Here is a 15,823-nt window from a genome sequence, read left to right as displayed (position 1 = left end):
ACTAAGACTCCGAACGACTCAGAAGCTGTTCCCAGCGTTGCAGCTTTTGATCTAAGTCAGCAGTGATTTCACTCAAGCGCGCTTGCATGCTCGCTGCCAACTCAGGTTCATTTTTATAGAGATCGGGATTGCTCATAGCAATACCAATATCGGTCTGCTCAGTTTCCAATGTCTCAATCTGTAATGGCAAAACTTCCAGTTCTTGGCGCTCTTTACCATTGAGTTTCTGAACCCCACTTTTAGCTATAGGCTTAACTTCCGCCTTAACTTCTACCTTTGCCTCTGCTTTGGCTTCAACTTTTTCTACAGCTTTCGAGTTGGCATTGGCATTTCCATTCGCTGCACGAATTTTGTCTGAGCGCGCTTTCTGGATTTTCCAATCCTCATAACCTCCCTCGTACTCACGCCAGAAGCCATCACCTTCGTTGGCAATAATGCTGGTGACGACGTTATCTAGGAAGTAACGGTCATGACTAACCAAGAAGACCGTGCCCTTATAGTCTTGCAGGAGTTGCTCAAGCAAATCCAAAGTATCAATATCCAAGTCATTTGTTGGTTCATCCAAGACCAAGACGTTTGCAGGCCGCGCAAATAGACGTGCTAGCAATAAACGATTACGCTCACCGCCCGACAAAGTACTTACCGGGGAATTGGTTCTCTCTGGAGCAAATAAGAAATCACTCAGGTAACTTTTAACGTGCTTTTTATTACCATTGATTTCAATCCACTCGCTACCTGGGCTAATGTAATCTTCCAGCGAAGCATTGAGATCTAAACCTTCGCGCATTTGGTCAAAGTAGGCCACCTCAATACGTGTACCCATAGTTGCAGTACCGGAGTCTGGTGCAATAGTTCCCAAAATTAATTTCAGCAAAGTTGTTTTACCTGCGCCATTAGGACCCAGTAAACCAACCTTATCGCCGCGCAAAATCGTTGCCGTGAAATCTTTCACGATTGGACGGTCGTAGGTTTTGCTGACGTTTTGAAGATCAGCCACAATCTTGCCGCTTCGATCTCCAGCAGAAACAGCCAACTTCACCTGCCCCATCGCATCTCTGCGTTCGGCACGGCTACTCCGTAATTTTTCTAAACGGGCAATTCGGGCAACGCTTCGAGTACGGCGAGCCTCAACCCCTTTACGAATCCAGACCTCTTCTTGCGCCAATAATTTATCGGCACGAGCATTAGCTAAGGATTCAGAGTTGAGCTCTTGCTCTTTTAATACTTCATATTGAGTAAAGTTACCTGGGTAACTACGCAGAATGCCGCGATCGAGCTCAACAATCTGGGTGCAGACGTTATCCAAGAAGGCGCGATCATGGGTAATCAAAATTACTGAACCCTGATACTCCTTAAGAAGTTCTTCCAACCACGCAATCGAATCCAAATCCAAATGGTTGGTTGGCTCATCAAGTAGTAGCACGTCAGGCATCTCAACTAAAGCACGCGCTAAGGCAACCCGTTTCTTAGTACCGCCAGAAAGTGTATTGATTTTGAGATCAGACTCCAAGTGCAAACGGTCTAATGTTTCATAAACACGTTGCTCCCAATTCCAGCCGCTCAAGGCCTCTAATTGCGATTGCACTTCGTCAAGGCGATCATGGGATGCATCATCCCACTCGCCAACGCTGAGGGCCTCGTATTCCTCGCGCAAGGCTTTTGCTTGAGCAACACCTTTGGAAACTGCCTCGAAGATAGTCTCTTCCGCCTCAAATATAGGCTCTTGGGGAACATATGCGATTCTGAGGCCTTGCTGATACTGCAAGAGACCATCGTCCAGCTTTTCTATACCAGCCAATATCTTCAACAAGGAAGATTTACCAGTGCCATTGCGGCCAATTAAGCCAACACGTTCACCGGATTCCAGTGAAAAAGCAGTGTTTGCGAGGAGGTCAACGTGGCCAAAAGCCAGTTTTGCATCAGTGAGTACGATTAAGGCCATGGCAACATTATCGTCACTTCCCTAAAAGAGGAGATATTTCCACTTATTTCTGCGAGACTAGCTACTTATGGTCTGTAAATTAACTCCTTATGCGCCCCGCCTGATCCTCTTTGCGGGACATGCCGGCACTGGAAAGTCGACTTTAGCCAAAAAGGCTCTGCCTCTAATTATTGAGAAAACTGGAGAAGATTTTTTCTTTTTAGATAAAGACACCGTGTATGGCGACTTCAGCGCCCATGTCATGGGCCTCACTACTCAGAACCCAAATGACCGTGACAGCCCCTTCTACCTTGAGAATCTGCGCGATTGGGAGTACCAAGGTCTCATTAATATCGCCAGGGAGAATTTGCTTTTAGGGGTAAATGTCATTCTGATCGGCCCATTCTCGAAGGAGATTCAGAGTGGCAAGATGTTTGATGCGCAGAAATTGGGGGTGCCCCCACAGACCTCTATTCAGGTTGCTTGGATTGACCTAGAGGAGTCTGAAGCCAAAAAGCGGATGGAGAAACGAGCTGACCCAAGAGACGAATGGAAGCTTGCTCACTGGGATCAATATGCTAAGCGGAGAATAGAGCCGCCAGACCACGCTAAATTGCATCGGTTTAATAATTTCACCTTTAATGAAGGGGGGTTTGAAAAACTCGTCGATGACTTATCCCGGTAATTTTGAGACAAAAAAATAGAGCCCCTAAGGAGCCCTATCTCAAGACCCAAGTACTGAATTCTTAGAACTTGTAAGTTACGCCAACTGCTGGCATCCACGGGTTCAATGTCAACTTGCCAGATGCACCGGCAAGCGTTCCGCTACCAGTTACATTGGTACTCATAGTTGCATATTTCACATCAACGTTTAAACCCCAATTTCTATCCAACATGTAATCCATGCCAACTTGACCAACAAAACCAACGCTTGACTGATCAACTTGTACCTGATTTCCGAGCGCAGGGAAATTTTGACGATTTCCAAAGATGGTGTAATTGATGCCAGCGCCAACATAAGGTTTAAAAGCACCTAAGTCAGTAAAGTGGTACTGGGCTAAAAGTGATGGCGGTAAAGCTGTAATCTTACCGGCGTTGGCATTACCTGGGCCATAAGTAATATTCACCTGTTGCGGCCATGTCAACACCAATTCAGCTGCAATATTTTTTGTGAAAAAGTAAGAAACATCAAACTCAGGAATAACTTGATTTTTAGCTTTTACGTTTGCGGCTTGAACCAGGCCAGACTGTCCATTTTGCCAAAGCAGATCCACCGCGCGTACACGCACCATCCAAGGATTTTCTTGTGCCTGGGCTTGAGCCGCGATTGGGGCTAAAGATACAACTGCAGCCATTGCTCCTACGAGTGATTTAATACGCATGATGGTTTCCCTTTTTGTTATCAATTTCGATGAAATCATTTTCGAATTGATACAGAGTGGGCGATTTGATACAAATCAAATCAACAGCCCCTGGGATTTTTTTCTTTGCTAAAAAGCAACAGTATTTTTGAGTGCATTTGATCTAAATCAAATTGCTTAAGGTTTGACACTACAAAACCTTGGAATAAGTCCCTTTAGCCTGGGATTCCCGGAGGTGCCGATCAAAAGTCATGGCCACTCGTCTAGCCAGGAGGCGACCCTTCGTGGGAACCAGAATACTTTCACCCTCCCAGCTGAGGAGACCGGCCTCCTCTAGACTCTTGAGTTCTTCCATTTCCGTCTTAAAGTAATTTGAGAATTCAATTTGATGCGATATTGAAAACGCTTTGGTGTCTAAGGCGAATTGGCACATCAACTCACCAATTAACTCACGGCGCAGAAGATCATCTTTATCAAGACGCAAACCTCGGAGTACCGGTAAGCGACCCGCATCTAATGCTTCGTAATATTCATCCAAAGTACGGACATTCTGAGAGTAGCAATCATCCACTTTACCAATAGAAGAGACTCCAAATGCCAAAAGATCGCACTCCGCCTGGGTGGAGTAACCCTGGAAGTTGCGATGCAACCTTCCTTCTTTTTGGGCTATAGCCAATTCATCATCAGGCTTAGCAAAATGATCCATGCCAATAAAGACATAGCCAGCCTCGCCTAACCGTGCGATGGTATTAGACAAAATATCCAACTTATCAGCAGCAGCAGGCAAATCAGATTCAGCAATGCGGCGTTGCGGCTTAAAGATATGCGGCAAATGCGCATAGTTGTAAACAGACAAGCGATCTGGATTCATGGCCAGCACTGCATCCACCGTTTCTTTAAACGTTTCCGGTGTTTGCTTTGGTAGACCGTAGATTAAATCGACGCTGCGTGATTTAAATCCATACTTTCGGGACCAATCCATCACCGCTTGAGTTTCTTCAATCGTTTGCACGCGATGAACAGCCTCTTGAACTGCTAAGTTGAAATCCTGAACACCCAAGCTAATGCGGTTAAAGCCCAGATCAGCCAAGAGTGCAATATCTTGCTCAGTAACACGGCGTGGATCAATCTCAATTGAATACTCACCGTCAGGCAGCAGTTCAAAATGCTCGCGAGTGTGCTTCATCAACTCGGTCATCTCTTCATGAGATAAAAAAGTAGGCGTGCCTCCACCCCAATGCAATTGCGTAACGGGAATCTTTTTCTGAGCATCCATGGCTTTAGTAACCATGGCCATTTCTTTGGCAAGATACTTGATATATTTAGCGCTACGCCCATGATCCTTGGTGATGATCTTGTTGCAACCACAGTAATAGCAAATATTGGGGCAAAACGGCAAATGAAAATATAAAGACAGCGGCTCATTCGCTTTAGCCACCCGCTCTAATGCCCCTAGATAATCAGCCTCAGAAAAATCCCCATGAAATCGATCTGCACTTGGATAAGAGGTATAGCGCGGTCCATTAATATCAAACCTCTTCAATAACTCCGGATGAAAAAGAACTTCTTTTTCTTCGGTCGATGAATGAGTTACTGCAGAATTCATGGGGTTCTTATGTGATATTTACTTTGACAGATAGTCTAGCGCGACTGCTTCTGCTACTTTAATCCCATCAACACCTGCCGACAAGATTCCACCGGCATAGCCAGCACCCTCTCCCGCTGGATAAAGGCCTTTGATATTCAGACTCTGATAGTTGGCGCCTCGAGTAATTCGCAAAGGGGAAGAAGTGCGTGTCTCCACACCAGTTAAAACAGCATCTTTCATAGAGAAGCCTTTGATTTGCTTTTCAAAAGCGGGAATCGCCTCACGAATGGCCTCAATGGCATAAGCGGGCAAGCTATCTGCCAGATCCGTTAAATGAACGCCGGGCTTATATGACGGCATGACGCTACCGAACTGAGTTGAAGGCTTGCCTTCTAAAAAGTCGCCAATCAGTTGACCCGGCGCTTCATAAGTTCTACCACCTAATTCAAAAGCCTTTGATTCAATAGCACGCTGAAACTCAATTCCCGCCAATGGGCCACCCGGGTAATCTTCTGGAGTAATGCCAACAACGATTCCCGCATTGGCATTTCGTTCGTTACGAGAATATTGGCTCATGCCATTGGTTACAACTCGATTCGGCTCGGAGGTGGCAGCGACCACTGTCCCACCAGGGCACATGCAAAAACTATAGACGGAACGACCATTTTTGGCGTGATGAACCAATTTGTAATCTGCCGCGCCAATTAACTCATTGCCAGCATGAGGGCCCAGGCGTGCTTTATCGATCAGTGATTGGGGATGCTCAATCCGAAAGCCAACAGAAAAGGGCTTAGATTCCATGAAGACACCGGCATGATGCAAGGCTTCAAAGGTATCCCGTGCACTGTGCCCCAGAGCCAAGATGACATGGTTGGCAGGTAGATCTTCTTGCCCTTCAATCTTGACCCCTGTAATTTGCTCATTCTCAATATCAAAGCCAATCACCTTTTGCGAGAACCGAATCTCACCACCTAAGTCAATAATTTCCTGACGCATTTTCTCGACTACGCCAACTAGGCGGAAGGTGCCGATATGCGGCTTAGCTACATAGGTAATTTCTGCGGGAGCGCCAGCTTTCACAAACTCATGAATGACCTTGCGCCCATAAAACTTAGGATCTTTGATCTGACTGTACAACTTACCATCTGAAAACGTACCAGCACCGCCCTCTCCAAATTGCACATTGGATTCTGGATTTAAAACATTCTTACGCCATAAGCCCCAGGTATCTTGCGTGCGTTCGCGAACTTTCTTGCCGCGCTCAAGAACGATAGGCTTAAAACCCATTTGCGCCAATACTAGAGCGGCAAAAATACCGCATGGGCCAAATCCAACGACTACTGGGCGCAGTGCTTTTCCAGAATCTATAGCTTCAGGGGCTTTTGCTACAAAGTGATAGTTCGTATCCGGGGATGGTCTTACATGAAGATCTCCAGAAAATTGCTTCAGAAGAACATCTTCATGCTTTGCAGATAAGTCTACTGTATAGATAAAAGAGAGAGCGACGTTCTTTCGAGCATCGTAACTACGCTTAAAGACCTCAAATCGTATTAAGTCTTTAGCGTCTAAATTGAGGCGCTTCAATATCGCCTTCTCCAGAGCTTCTGGAGCATGGTCAATTGGCAGACGTAATTCAGTAATACGGATCATGGGTTTTTACGGTACACAGTACTTTGAGGTATTTCCAGGCTCATCAGGAGCCCCAAGCCAAATAATACTGGTTATAGGTTAGCTCAGGCCAGGAGTTGGTTCATAAAGGCGATAATACGTCATGGCTCTACGCGCAACTATCCACAAAGTCGACCTTCATGTCGCAGATTCTGACCGCCACTACTATGGCAGCCATTCATTAACTATTGCTAAGCACCCTTCTGAGACTGAGCAGCGGATGATGATCCGCATCATCGCCTTTGCATTGCAGGCAAATGAGGATCTAGTGTTTACAAAGGGTTTGAGTGATACCGACGAACCCGATCTGTGGATTAAAGATCTTACCGATGCAATCAAGTTGTGGATTGAAATCGGTCAACCAGACGAGCGTCGTATTCTGAAAGCCTGTGGTCGTTCTGATCAAGTGATTGTCTATTGCTACGGCGGACATACCAGCAAAATCTGGTGGGATGGCATTGCCAACAAACTAACTCGTGCTCGCAATTTACAAATAATCTCTATACCAGCAGAACAAGCGGAAGAGCTGAACAAGTTGGTTGAGCGCAGCATGGTGATTCATGTCAATGTTCAAGATGGTGAGGCTTACGTCTCCTCTGATAAAGGGCAGGTCACTATTACCCCAGAGATTTGGCGCAACAATCAATAGGCGTTAGAAATGAAGGTAGTAGTTTTCGATACCAATGTCCTGCTAGATCTTTTTGTCTTTAATGACTTTAGAGCGCTTCATTTAAAGCAAGCGCTGATCGAAGGCAAAATAAATGCGCTCGCAACTCCAAACACTTTAGAAGAATTTGCTGATGTGATTGCTCGCCCCCTGTTTTCGCTCGATGAAGTACAACAAGAGCAAATTCGCCAGAAATGGCATGGTTTAGCAAGCATGATGGATGATAAAAACTTAGCCAAAGCACCCTGGCTATGCCAAGACCCGGATGACCAAGTCTTTTTAGACCTGGCTTACACCGCAAAGCCCTGCTTCTTAATCAGCAAAGACAATGCAGTGCTGCGATTTGCGAATCAGGCTGCAAAAGAACAAGTATTCATTACCGCAGATTACAACGTAGCGATCTTATAGGCTTTGCGCGGCCTGTGCGGCGATCTCAAATGATCTGAGACGAGCTTGATGATCGAAAATTTGCCCAGTCATGATGATTTCGTTTGCGCCAGTCAGATCCAACCAACGACGCATCCCCCGCTTTACCGTCTCTAGCGAACCAACCACTGAAACCTGCAAGGTATGATCTGCCGCCGCTTGCTCATGAGGCGCACAAAATTCATTCATGTCAGCAATTGGGGGTGGTAATTGCCCGCGAGTATTGCGCCGCATTCTGACAACATTTTGTTGCAAAGTAGTAAACAGATATTGAGCTTCTTCATCGGTATCTGCTGCAACTACATTCATCACAAATGCTGAATAGGGTTTATCTTGTTGTGCCGATGGCTTAAAGAGCTCACGATAAATCTTCATTGCCTCTAAAAGTTGCTCTGGCGCAAAGTGAGAGGCGAAGGCATAAGGTAAGCCAAAGTGAGCGGCTAATTGAGCCCCATACAAACTAGAACCCAAAATCCAGATGGGAACATTGCTATCCACTCCCGGTATTGCTTTTACAGATTGTCCTTCTTGTAGCGGGCCAAAATAATGCTGTAACTCACGGACATCCTGTGGAAAACGATCATCACTACCCAATAAATCCCTACGCAATGCCCTGGCAGTCATTTGGTCGGTGCCGGGTGCACGACCCAAGCCAAGCTCAATTCTTCCCGGGTATAAAGCTTCTAGGGTGCCAAATTGCTCAGCAATCACTAAGGGAGCATGATTTGGCAACATAACGCCACCTGAGCCCACCCGGATATGGGAGGTGCCAGCAGCGATGTAGCCAATCAAGACTGCAGTTGCAGAGCTCGCATTGCCCGTCATATTGTGATGTTCTGCCACCCAATAGCGGGTATAGCCCCATTTTTCAGCATGCCTTGCCACATCCAAGGAGTTGCGCAGTGCATCGGCAGCAGTAAAACCCTGGGGAATCGGAGATATATCTAGAATGGAGTATGGGATGGAATTTGCCATCGCTAGATCATACCGAGAAAGTGCATTGTTGACATGAGTAAACCCAAAATGGCCGATCCTGACGATGGCCTCTTTAAGCCAGGCAGTAGATTGCGTCACATTAAGACTGGTGGATTTTATAAAGTGGTCTTCTTGGCTAACGTAGAGGCAAATCTTGAGCCAGCCTACGTTTATGAATCCATGCAATCTCATGATTTTTGGATTAGGCCAAAAGCAGAAATGGAAGATGGGCGCTTTGAGCTTATCTCAGAATAGAAAGTAAGTTATGTCTGAAGAACGCATCACTAATCTAGAAATCAAATTGAGCTTCACAGAAGACTTAATTGAAAAGCTCAATGAGACCGTCTACAAGCAACAGCAGCAAATCGAATTTCTGTATCGCGAATTAAAGGCAATTAAAGAACAAGCCAGCGGTAGCGGAGGCGGAGGCGCAAGCCCTCAAGATGAAATCCCCCCGCACTATTAATCAACTGCTAATATAGCCATTAGGCATAAAATCCTTACAACACCAGCAAAGGAATCATCCATGAGCAACTTAACTCTATTTCTAGTTCAGTGGGGCTTAACTTCTTTATCCCTTTGGGTTGCCAGTTATATTTTTAGTGGCTTGCGCTTTGCGGATGGCGGCTCATTATTAATTGCCGCCCTCCTATTAGGATTTGCCAATGCGATCGTTAAGCCTTTGCTCATTCTTTTCACGCTACCGTTAACGGTAGTAACTATGGGCCTCTTCTTGCTCGTGATTAATGCTTTGGTGTTGATGCTGGTTTCTGCAGTAGTAAGTGGTTTTACGATCTCTAGCTTCTGGACCGCTTTTTTTGCCAGCATCTTTATTTCTTTATTCAGTCTCTTTGTTAGCGGCTTAGTTTTTTAAAAGGCTGGTTTACGAGCTTAGCTAGTCTTACTTGCTAGCAGGATAGATATCAGACCAAGAGTGCAGCGCTGTTTTACATGGCTGCGACTTGGTCGCTAATGATTTAGCATTCTCCGCCGCAATACTAATACCGCCGGTTAAGAAACCTAGCCCAATGGAGACGGCGCTATTCACCACCCCTGCCTTATTCACTCCAGTTTGCGGGTTTTGTAAGGTTCCCTCAATTTTTACAAGTCCGGCCAGATTCAAGCCCGTTGTAAGGCCTGATTTTTCTCTTGGATTAATATTGATATTGAGAGCCTCGTCGGCAAGATTGATCGTGCCCGCCAAGGTGATATCAAGACGGTCCGTCTCAATGCCAACTGAATTCTGAATATTTACCATTCCACTATTGATGGGTAGGTAAGCAACTGCACAATTTAAGATAGTTTGATTGGATTTCTTGTACATTGGATTGATAGCATCTATTACAGTGATAACAAAGTCCCCGCCTTTATTGATGAACTTTGAATCTAATTTACTTTGCCCTAGTGAAACCTGAATAGCGCCATTAGCTCGACTAGCTATTTGATGTGGGCTCATCCCGCTCCCCTGCAAGCTCCAAGCGACTTTTGCATCACCACCAGATACTCTAGAGCTTGAATCAGTGACGGCAATAATTTGCTCTAAGGTAAAGTCTTTAGCAATACCCTTCACAGAAATCTTAGGCGTAGGGCTGGTGAACTGAGCAATGGAAAGTTGTGCTTGGGCACTTCCCTTGCCTACATTAAAGCTGACATCGCTCGCATCAATCCTATCCTTCTGAAATCGGAGTGTTGTTTTGAAGTTAGTAAACGGCGCCTGATGCGGAATCCCAAGCTCAGTAATATTAATGTTGATCGAGCCGTCAGCCAAAGGCAAAAGATCAAAAGGCAGAGCATCATCGGAGAATAAATACTTTCCTTGGGTCTTGTGTGTAGATGCTTGAGGAGTTTTTCCAGCTGATCCAGCAATAGCAACAGAACCCGCTAAAGGTCCTAAATCAAAGGATTTTGAATTGAGATTGATATTGAATTTTGGCAATAGATCTGGCTTTTTATCAATATCGCCCGTAATTGCAAGCGACTTACCGTTTAAGGTTAGAACTAAATCGAGATCTAGGTTTACTGGAGATTGATTCCAGGCGAAGTAAGCATTACGCAGTGAAGTTGTTTTACCCTTTAGATTTAGGGTGTAGTTAGCGCGCTGAACATCTACCAGAATCGTAGACCTTCCATCGCTAGCGTCTAAAGAAATTTTGGGAATGCTAATCGGGCTGGCTGCTTTTTCTCCGTCTTGATAATTGATATGGGCATCTACGACATCAAGAGTGTTAATGGAGACAAGGGCGTTATTAGAGGAGTCGCTATTTGCAGACTGCGTTACTGAACCACTGGCAACTATCGTAGGTGGAGTGAGGTTCCAATTACCCTCCCCAGCTTTATTGGTTTGTAAGTTCGACTCTAGCCCTCTTATACCGATTCTGCTGATTTCAACGCTACCTTTCAGAAGCGGAAGTATCCTAATATCTAATTCAATATGCTTGAATACAAACAAATCAGGGTTGCTTGCCCATGAGGCATTGCTCAAAGATACCTGTTCGGCTTTTACGCTAATTGATGGGAAAAGACTCAGACTTACTGGACCGGCGATTTTCAACTCACGCCCAGTAGCCTCTTTGACCGAAGCACTCAGGAGCTTGGTTACCTGGGCAGGATTTACAAAAGATGATGCATACCATGCACCCAAACCTATTATGGCAAGACAGCCTATCAGAGCAATAAGAGAAATCTTCAGGGTTTTATTCACCTAACCATTCTAAATCGAGTGCTAAATGCGGGACAAGACTGATCACCCGTAGACTAAAATGAGTCAATGAGCACAGATAATCTACCAAAGTGTCCTGCCTGCCAGGAAGATATGACCTACCCCGATGGGGAAAATTACGTTTGTGCCCAGTGCGGTCATGAATGGCCTATGGCTGCTGTTGCAGAAGAGGCTGAGGCTGGGCTCATTGTGAAAGATGCCAATGGAAATTTATTGGCAGATGGCGATACAGTCACCCTCATTAAGGACCTCAAGGTCAAAGGCTCTTCCACCACCCTGAAGGTTGGCACCAAGATTAAAGGGATTCGTCTGGTATCAGGTGATCACGAAGTCGACTGCAAAACAGAAGCAGGCAATATGCTACTCAAAGCCTGTTTCCTGAAAAAAGCCTAGATCTACAAAACCTAGGCTTTTCCAACTTATTGCTTGCTTAGTTAATTAGCTAGTTGCTTGCCTTCTTTAAGACGGCATAAATCTGATCTTTTAAAAGGAGCTTTTCTTTTTTTAAGGTCTCGATTTCTTCTGGGGTACTCGGCTCTGAATGGGATTCCATTCTTTGGATCTTTTGATCTAAATTGTTATGCTTATCAAATAAATGTGAGAAATGACGATCTGTCGTTTTCAGCTTGGTGATGAGTTCGCGATATTCAGGAAACATAGACCCTCTTCATATTTAGGTTAGACAAAACTTCACGCTTTTAGTGTAGCAACCCTGCATTGCAAGAACAATGGCTACGTCCATCTATTTATTTCACCCCTACCCTTGTAATCCGCAGGAAAAACCCCATATAGGAAAGGCGAATTCCCCAGGGAATTTGCAGTAATATCAGATAGTGCATCAAGCACAATAACTACCGAAAGAAGGGTAATAAACCATGGCTACAAAGAAGTCACCAGCAAAAAAGAAAGTAGCTACCAAGGTGGTAAAAAAAGCCCCTGTTAAAAAAGCTGTCAAGAAAGTTGCCGCTAAGAGAGTGGTAAGCAAAAAGACAGTCAAAAAGGTAGTGAAAAAACCAGCAGCCAAGAAAGTGGCCGCAAAGAATCCTGCTGCCAAAAAAGTAGCAGTTAAAAAATCAGTGGCAAAGAAACCTGCGGCCAAAAAGCCTGTAGCGAAGAAAGTTGCCAAGAAGACTGCAAAACCCGCTTCATCTAAATCACCTAAAGTAGACCAATATGGTCTTGAGCAAGATGATGAGTTTTACGGTCTGTATTTTGCAAAGTCTACCAACAAGGGATTGGTTGAAGTAAAGCCCTGCACTTTCTCACTGATGTATTGGTGGAAAGGTTTGCTTGGCTACCCTGACATGATCGAGATATCCAAAGGAAGCAATACTGCTATGTTGCAGTTTGAATCCACATTTGGTGGTGGCGATTCTGGCGAGACTGAGTTAACTGAAAAAGATGTGCTGGATATTGATCACATCATTGAAGTAGACGAAGAGGAAATGATGATCTCCCTCTACTCCTATGTACCTATCCCAGTGCCTGAGAAATTGGTTGGGGCTTTGAGCCTAGCCGTTCTCAACATTAACCCAGAAACTCGCTATGGCAGTCTAGAAATCTGCCCAACCGAGAATGAAAGTGGCGAAACTGAGCACTTCTTGCGTTACCGTACTGCAACCTATTTGCGTGGCATCAAGTCTGGCAAAGTGGAGGCAATCGAAAGCATGGTTACCAATGGCTCTGAGTTCTTTGGTCTTGCTTTAGATGCAATGTGCGTCAACAAGTCGATTAAGAAGTGGTTGCTTAGCTAAGATCCAATCAATGGCGGGCTAACTAATCGCCACTATCTACAAAGATAGATATAAGTTAAGGGAAAACGGTCATTGACCGTTTTTCTGCTTTCTAGAATCGTCACAGTTCTTTTGCCCTGCTTCTTGCATTCTGCAAGAGCAGCTTCCTGGGCCTCGCTCTCTTTTGCAGTCTTAGGCGCATGTACACCAATCGTGCCATCAGATTGTTGATAGACGCCAAATTCACTTTGCGGTGTAGAGCAAGCTGCTAACAACAAACACATCAGTAGAAATAGAGAGCGACTTAACATTTTGAATGCTGCCTAACAGATAAGAGAAAGATGAATTCTATCTTATCTCCAGTTATGGAAAGCAAGAATTTACAGCCAAATTAGGCGGCCTGGAAGAGCTTCTCTTTAAGCATGAGTGCAACCGAGACTAAGCCCACCATAATGGGCACTTCTACCAAAGGTCCAATCACCGCAGCGAATGCAGCTCCCGAGTTAATGCCAAACACTGCTATTGCAACGGCAATGGCTAACTCGAAGTTATTACTAGATGCCGTAAAAGATAAAGTGCAGCAGCGCTTATATTCAATACCCATTTTTATGGTGATAAAGAATGTCAGTAAGAACATCACTACAAAGAAGATTAACAATGGAATTGCGATAGTAATGACATCAATTGGTAACTGAAGAATTAACTTACCCTTCAAACTAAACATCACCACTATAGTAAAGAGCAAGGCAATTAATGTGAGCTTTCCAATTCTTGGAACAAATGCATCTTGATACGACTCTCTCGACACAAATTTGAGTGAAATATATCTCGTTAAGAAGCCAGCCACACAAGGAACGCCTAGATAGATAGCAACTGTCTTAGCAATCTCGCCAATAGTAATATTGACAACGGAGCCTGCAAAACCAAAATATGGCGGTAGAACTGTCAAGAAGAAATAGGCATACAGACTAAAGAACAGTACTTGGAAGACGGCATTAAAGGCAACCAAACCAGCGGCATATTCTGTTGAGCCTTTAGCAATATCGTTCCAGACAATCACCATTGCAATACAAGGCGCTATCCCAATGAGTATTAAGCCGGCCATATAATCCGGCTGATTGGGCACAAAAATGATGGCCAAGAAAAACATCAACGTAGGTGCAACAATCCAATTGAGTAAGAATGCCAATCCAAAGATCCGCTTGTCTCTAAAGACGTCAGGCAAGTCTTCGTACTTCACCTTCGCAAAAGGTGGATACATCATCAATATTAATCCAATGGCTATTGGGATATTGGTAGTACCAGATTGAAAAGAATTAATGAATCCCTCTACTCCAGGGACAAAATATCCCAAGCCAATACCTGCCGCCATGGCAGCAAAGATCCAAACAGTGAGATATCGATCTAAAAAGGAAAGTTTGCTAGTAACTGTACTCATGATTTGGCGTGAATTTCTTTGAGACTCATCGAATCTAATTTCTCCAACGGCATTGATGCAAGAATATCAATGCGCTTCTTAAGTCCATTCATGACCTCAACAAAAGCCGTCTTTTTCTCCATGTCGGAACCCTCTACTTTTGATGGATCAGGAAAGCCCCAATGGGCAGTTGCTGGACTACCCGGCCAAAATGGGCACTGCTCACCAGCTGCATTGTCACAAACGGTAATAATAAAATCCATCTTAGGAGCGTCAGGCACTCCAAATACGTCCCAACTCTTGGACTTTAATTTTGCAGGGTCCATACCCATCTCCACGGCAATTTCTCTAGCAATGGGGTTAACACTGGTGCCCGGAGTTGAGCCAGCAGAGTAGCCGACAAACTTACCACTAGGATGGGTAGACGCTAATGCCTCACCCAGAATAGATCGGGCGGAATTATGAGTGCATAGAAATAAGATGTTGTATTGCTTCATTACTGATCCTTAATTAATTAACAGCAAGATTTTTTTGTAATAGATGCCACTGATACTGCTGTCAAGGTTGGCGGCACACAACATGCATCGTCCCCGCTTTGAGCAGTATTAAAAACAGGGATTGTGTCTAGGGTATGAAATGTTTCCCATGGAATACCTGCAGGATCATTGACCCAATACTTATCTGATTTTGCATAACAACATGCGGTACCCATCTCCTCGATTACCCCCTCGTCAATCGTATCGAGGCGCATCTTCATCTCTTCAAGCTCAATATTGTTTTCTACCTGAATACCTAAATGATTAATACCCATGGGGGCTCCACGAGCTGAAATAGCAAAATTAACTTTAGGATCCTCTAGCTGCCATTTTGCGTAATCGCCCTTAAGAATAGTTGGCCCACACCCAAACATCTTCGCGTAAAAAGGAATAGAGGATGGAATGTCAGTCACCGCCACGTGAACATGAAGTCTTTTCATTTGCAAATCACTTTCTTTTTCTTTACTGACTCACAAGAATTTCCACCGCAGCAGTTTTCAAGTAAGAACCCGCTTAACTCTTGAACTAAGTTTGCATTGGGTCGATAGATGAGATTGCGACTTTGACGCTCTACTGAGAATAGATCAGCGCCAACCAGTTCTTTAAGGTGGAAGCTGAGTGTGGCATTGGCAATACCTAATTTTTCAATAATCTCACTAGGCGTTAATCCAGTATCTCCACGCTGCACCACCAAACGAAAGATATTTAAGCGGGTCTCTTGGCCCAGCGCCAGGAACACCTTGATAGCATCAGTATTTTTCATATTTCCAATTATATCGAAATATATATTTCTTTCTTACAAGCGATGTCAC

The 15,823-nt window shown here is 44.6% G+C and carries 20 protein-coding genes; 8 read left to right on the top strand and 12 right to left on the bottom strand.

From position 1 onward, the window contains the following. Position 1: 1 nt before the first annotated feature. Entirely contained in the window at positions 2-1,942 is a 1,941-nt protein-coding gene (locus tag ICE90_RS07960; RefSeq protein WP_216154898.1) for an ATP-binding cassette domain-containing protein, read from the bottom strand. A 67-nt stretch (positions 1,943-2,009) separates the two neighbouring features. Between ICE90_RS07960 and ICE90_RS07955 the strand changes: the two genes are divergently transcribed. Beyond that, on the top strand, positions 2,010-2,606 hold the full coding sequence (locus ICE90_RS07955; RefSeq protein WP_216154895.1) for an AAA family ATPase: 597 nt from the start codon (positions 2,010-2,012) through the stop codon (positions 2,604-2,606). A 61-nt stretch (positions 2,607-2,667) separates the two neighbouring features. Here the strand turns inward: ICE90_RS07955 and ICE90_RS07950 are convergent, their stop codons facing one another. The 3 genes from ICE90_RS07950 to ICE90_RS07940 all read right to left on the bottom strand — a co-directional run bounded on the left by ICE90_RS07950 (position 2,668) and on the right by ICE90_RS07940 (position 6,520). Continuing rightward, positions 2,668-3,303, bottom strand: coding sequence for an OmpW family protein (locus ICE90_RS07950; RefSeq protein WP_216191868.1), 636 nt, complete (start codon positions 3,301-3,303; stop codon positions 2,668-2,670). Between the two features lie 169 nt (positions 3,304-3,472). Then, positions 3,473-4,888 carry an oxygen-independent coproporphyrinogen III oxidase gene (gene hemN / locus ICE90_RS07945; RefSeq protein ID WP_216191866.1) on the bottom strand — a complete coding sequence of 472 codons (1,416 nt, stop codon included), beginning with the start codon at positions 4,886-4,888 and terminating at the stop codon, positions 3,473-3,475. 18 nt (positions 4,889-4,906) lie between these two features. Further along, a complete protein-coding gene (locus tag ICE90_RS07940) occupies positions 4,907-6,520 on the bottom strand; it encodes an NAD(P)/FAD-dependent oxidoreductase (RefSeq protein ID WP_216191864.1) in 1,614 nt (537 codons plus the stop codon). Positions 6,521-6,641: 121 nt separating this feature from the next. Between ICE90_RS07940 and ICE90_RS07935 the strand changes: the two genes are divergently transcribed. Then, entirely contained in the window at positions 6,642-7,187 is a 546-nt protein-coding gene (locus tag ICE90_RS07935) for a YaeQ family protein (RefSeq protein ID WP_216154890.1), read from the top strand. 9 nt (positions 7,188-7,196) lie between these two features. After that, entirely contained in the window at positions 7,197-7,613 is a 417-nt protein-coding gene (locus ICE90_RS07930; protein WP_216154888.1) for a putative toxin-antitoxin system toxin component, PIN family, read from the top strand. On the opposite strand, the gene ICE90_RS07925 is transcribed toward ICE90_RS07930, so the two are convergent. Then, a complete protein-coding gene (locus ICE90_RS07925; RefSeq protein WP_215320191.1) occupies positions 7,608-8,606 on the bottom strand; it encodes an LLM class flavin-dependent oxidoreductase in 999 nt (332 codons plus the stop codon). The genes ICE90_RS07930 and ICE90_RS07925 overlap by 6 nt on opposite strands. Before the next feature lie 33 nt (positions 8,607-8,639). Here ICE90_RS07925 and ICE90_RS07920 point away from each other — a divergent pair, with 33 nt between their 5' ends. From ICE90_RS07920 to ICE90_RS07910, 3 genes are read left to right on the top strand one after another with little or no spacing between them, the layout of a single operon-like run. Beyond that, positions 8,640-8,861, top strand: coding sequence for a hypothetical protein (locus ICE90_RS07920; RefSeq protein ID WP_215320193.1), 222 nt, complete (start codon positions 8,640-8,642; stop codon positions 8,859-8,861). Positions 8,862-8,871: 10 nt separating this feature from the next. Continuing rightward, the gene (locus ICE90_RS07915; RefSeq protein WP_215361387.1) at positions 8,872-9,072 is read left to right on the top strand and encodes a SlyX family protein; all 201 of its coding nucleotides are present in this window, start codon (positions 8,872-8,874) and stop codon (positions 9,070-9,072) included. A 60-nt stretch (positions 9,073-9,132) separates the two neighbouring features. Next, on the top strand, positions 9,133-9,480 hold the full coding sequence (locus ICE90_RS07910; protein ID WP_215320197.1) for a phage holin family protein: 348 nt from the start codon (positions 9,133-9,135) through the stop codon (positions 9,478-9,480). A 27-nt stretch (positions 9,481-9,507) separates the two neighbouring features. Here the strand turns inward: ICE90_RS07910 and ICE90_RS07905 are convergent, their stop codons facing one another. Continuing rightward, positions 9,508-11,307, bottom strand: a complete 1,800-nt coding sequence (locus ICE90_RS07905; RefSeq protein WP_216191863.1) for an AsmA family protein — start codon at positions 11,305-11,307, stop codon at positions 9,508-9,510. A gap of 66 nt (positions 11,308-11,373) precedes the next feature. On the opposite strand from ICE90_RS07905, the gene ICE90_RS07900 reads away from it, so the two are divergent. Continuing rightward, positions 11,374-11,718, top strand: a complete 345-nt coding sequence (locus tag ICE90_RS07900; RefSeq protein ID WP_215320201.1) for a zinc ribbon domain-containing protein YjdM — start codon at positions 11,374-11,376, stop codon at positions 11,716-11,718. A 49-nt stretch (positions 11,719-11,767) separates the two neighbouring features. Here the strand turns inward: ICE90_RS07900 and ICE90_RS07895 are convergent, their stop codons facing one another. Further along, positions 11,768-11,983: a YdcH family protein gene (locus ICE90_RS07895; RefSeq protein WP_215320203.1), complete on the bottom strand. Its 216-nt coding sequence runs from the start codon at positions 11,981-11,983 to the stop codon at positions 11,768-11,770. A 217-nt stretch (positions 11,984-12,200) separates the two neighbouring features. Between ICE90_RS07895 and ICE90_RS07890 the strand changes: the two genes are divergently transcribed. Continuing rightward, positions 12,201-13,079: a hypothetical protein gene (locus tag ICE90_RS07890; RefSeq protein WP_216191861.1), complete on the top strand. Its 879-nt coding sequence runs from the start codon at positions 12,201-12,203 to the stop codon at positions 13,077-13,079. Positions 13,080-13,111: 32 nt separating this feature from the next. Here the strand turns inward: ICE90_RS07890 and ICE90_RS07885 are convergent, their stop codons facing one another. The 5 genes from ICE90_RS07885 to ICE90_RS07865 form a co-directional block, all read right to left on the bottom strand. Then, positions 13,112-13,369: a hypothetical protein gene (locus ICE90_RS07885; RefSeq protein ID WP_216154880.1), complete on the bottom strand. Its 258-nt coding sequence runs from the start codon at positions 13,367-13,369 to the stop codon at positions 13,112-13,114. Between the two features lie 80 nt (positions 13,370-13,449). Further along, positions 13,450-14,496, bottom strand: a complete 1,047-nt coding sequence (gene arsB, locus ICE90_RS07880) for an ACR3 family arsenite efflux transporter (RefSeq protein WP_216191859.1) — start codon at positions 14,494-14,496, stop codon at positions 13,450-13,452. Beyond that, a complete protein-coding gene (locus tag ICE90_RS07875) occupies positions 14,493-14,972 on the bottom strand; it encodes an arsenate reductase ArsC (RefSeq protein WP_215320211.1) in 480 nt (159 codons plus the stop codon). Before ICE90_RS07875 ends, arsB begins: the two co-directional genes overlap by 4 nt. 17 nt (positions 14,973-14,989) lie before the next feature. After that, positions 14,990-15,451 carry an ArsI/CadI family heavy metal resistance metalloenzyme gene (locus ICE90_RS07870; protein ID WP_216191857.1) on the bottom strand — a complete coding sequence of 154 codons (462 nt, stop codon included), beginning with the start codon at positions 15,449-15,451 and terminating at the stop codon, positions 14,990-14,992. Beyond that, positions 15,448-15,774: a helix-turn-helix transcriptional regulator gene (locus ICE90_RS07865; protein ID WP_215320215.1), complete on the bottom strand. Its 327-nt coding sequence runs from the start codon at positions 15,772-15,774 to the stop codon at positions 15,448-15,450. The genes ICE90_RS07870 and ICE90_RS07865 overlap by 4 nt, the downstream gene beginning before the upstream one ends. Positions 15,775-15,823 lie beyond the last annotated feature (49 nt).

This window comes from Polynucleobacter sp. AP-RePozz3-80-G7 (assembly GCF_018882145.1).
Classification (GTDB): domain Bacteria; phylum Pseudomonadota; class Gammaproteobacteria; order Burkholderiales; family Burkholderiaceae; genus Polynucleobacter.
This window is presented reverse-complemented; position numbering and strand designations above follow the sequence as displayed.

Coding starts and splice junctions, on each gene's coding strand:
- ICE90_RS07960 (WP_216154898.1), bottom strand. CDS start 1,942: ATGGCCTTAATCGTACTCACTGATGCAAAACTGGCTTTTGGCCACGTT.
- ICE90_RS07955 (WP_216154895.1), top strand. CDS start 2,010: ATGGTCTGTAAATTAACTCCTTATGCGCCCCGCCTGATCCTCTTTGCG.
- ICE90_RS07950 (WP_216191868.1), bottom strand. CDS start 3,303: ATGCGTATTAAATCACTCGTAGGAGCAATGGCTGCAGTTGTATCTTTA.
- hemN (WP_216191866.1), bottom strand. CDS start 4,888: ATGAATTCTGCAGTAACTCATTCATCGACCGAAGAAAAAGAAGTTCTT.
- ICE90_RS07940 (WP_216191864.1), bottom strand. CDS start 6,520: ATGATCCGTATTACTGAATTACGTCTGCCAATTGACCATGCTCCAGAA.
- ICE90_RS07935 (WP_216154890.1), top strand. CDS start 6,642: ATGGCTCTACGCGCAACTATCCACAAAGTCGACCTTCATGTCGCAGAT.
- ICE90_RS07930 (WP_216154888.1), top strand. CDS start 7,197: ATGAAGGTAGTAGTTTTCGATACCAATGTCCTGCTAGATCTTTTTGTC.
- ICE90_RS07925 (WP_215320191.1), bottom strand. CDS start 8,606: ATGGCAAATTCCATCCCATACTCCATTCTAGATATATCTCCGATTCCC.
- ICE90_RS07920 (WP_215320193.1), top strand. CDS start 8,640: ATGAGTAAACCCAAAATGGCCGATCCTGACGATGGCCTCTTTAAGCCA.
- ICE90_RS07915 (WP_215361387.1), top strand. CDS start 8,872: ATGTCTGAAGAACGCATCACTAATCTAGAAATCAAATTGAGCTTCACA.
- ICE90_RS07910 (WP_215320197.1), top strand. CDS start 9,133: ATGAGCAACTTAACTCTATTTCTAGTTCAGTGGGGCTTAACTTCTTTA.
- ICE90_RS07900 (WP_215320201.1), top strand. CDS start 11,374: ATGAGCACAGATAATCTACCAAAGTGTCCTGCCTGCCAGGAAGATATG.
- ICE90_RS07895 (WP_215320203.1), bottom strand. CDS start 11,983: ATGTTTCCTGAATATCGCGAACTCATCACCAAGCTGAAAACGACAGAT.
- ICE90_RS07890 (WP_216191861.1), top strand. CDS start 12,201: ATGGCTACAAAGAAGTCACCAGCAAAAAAGAAAGTAGCTACCAAGGTG.
- ICE90_RS07885 (WP_216154880.1), bottom strand. CDS start 13,369: ATGTTAAGTCGCTCTCTATTTCTACTGATGTGTTTGTTGTTAGCAGCT.
- arsB (WP_216191859.1), bottom strand. CDS start 14,496: ATGAGTACAGTTACTAGCAAACTTTCCTTTTTAGATCGATATCTCACT.
- ICE90_RS07875 (WP_215320211.1), bottom strand. CDS start 14,972: ATGAAGCAATACAACATCTTATTTCTATGCACTCATAATTCCGCCCGA.
- ICE90_RS07870 (WP_216191857.1), bottom strand. CDS start 15,451: ATGAAAAGACTTCATGTTCACGTGGCGGTGACTGACATTCCATCCTCT.
- ICE90_RS07865 (WP_215320215.1), bottom strand. CDS start 15,774: ATGAAAAATACTGATGCTATCAAGGTGTTCCTGGCGCTGGGCCAAGAG.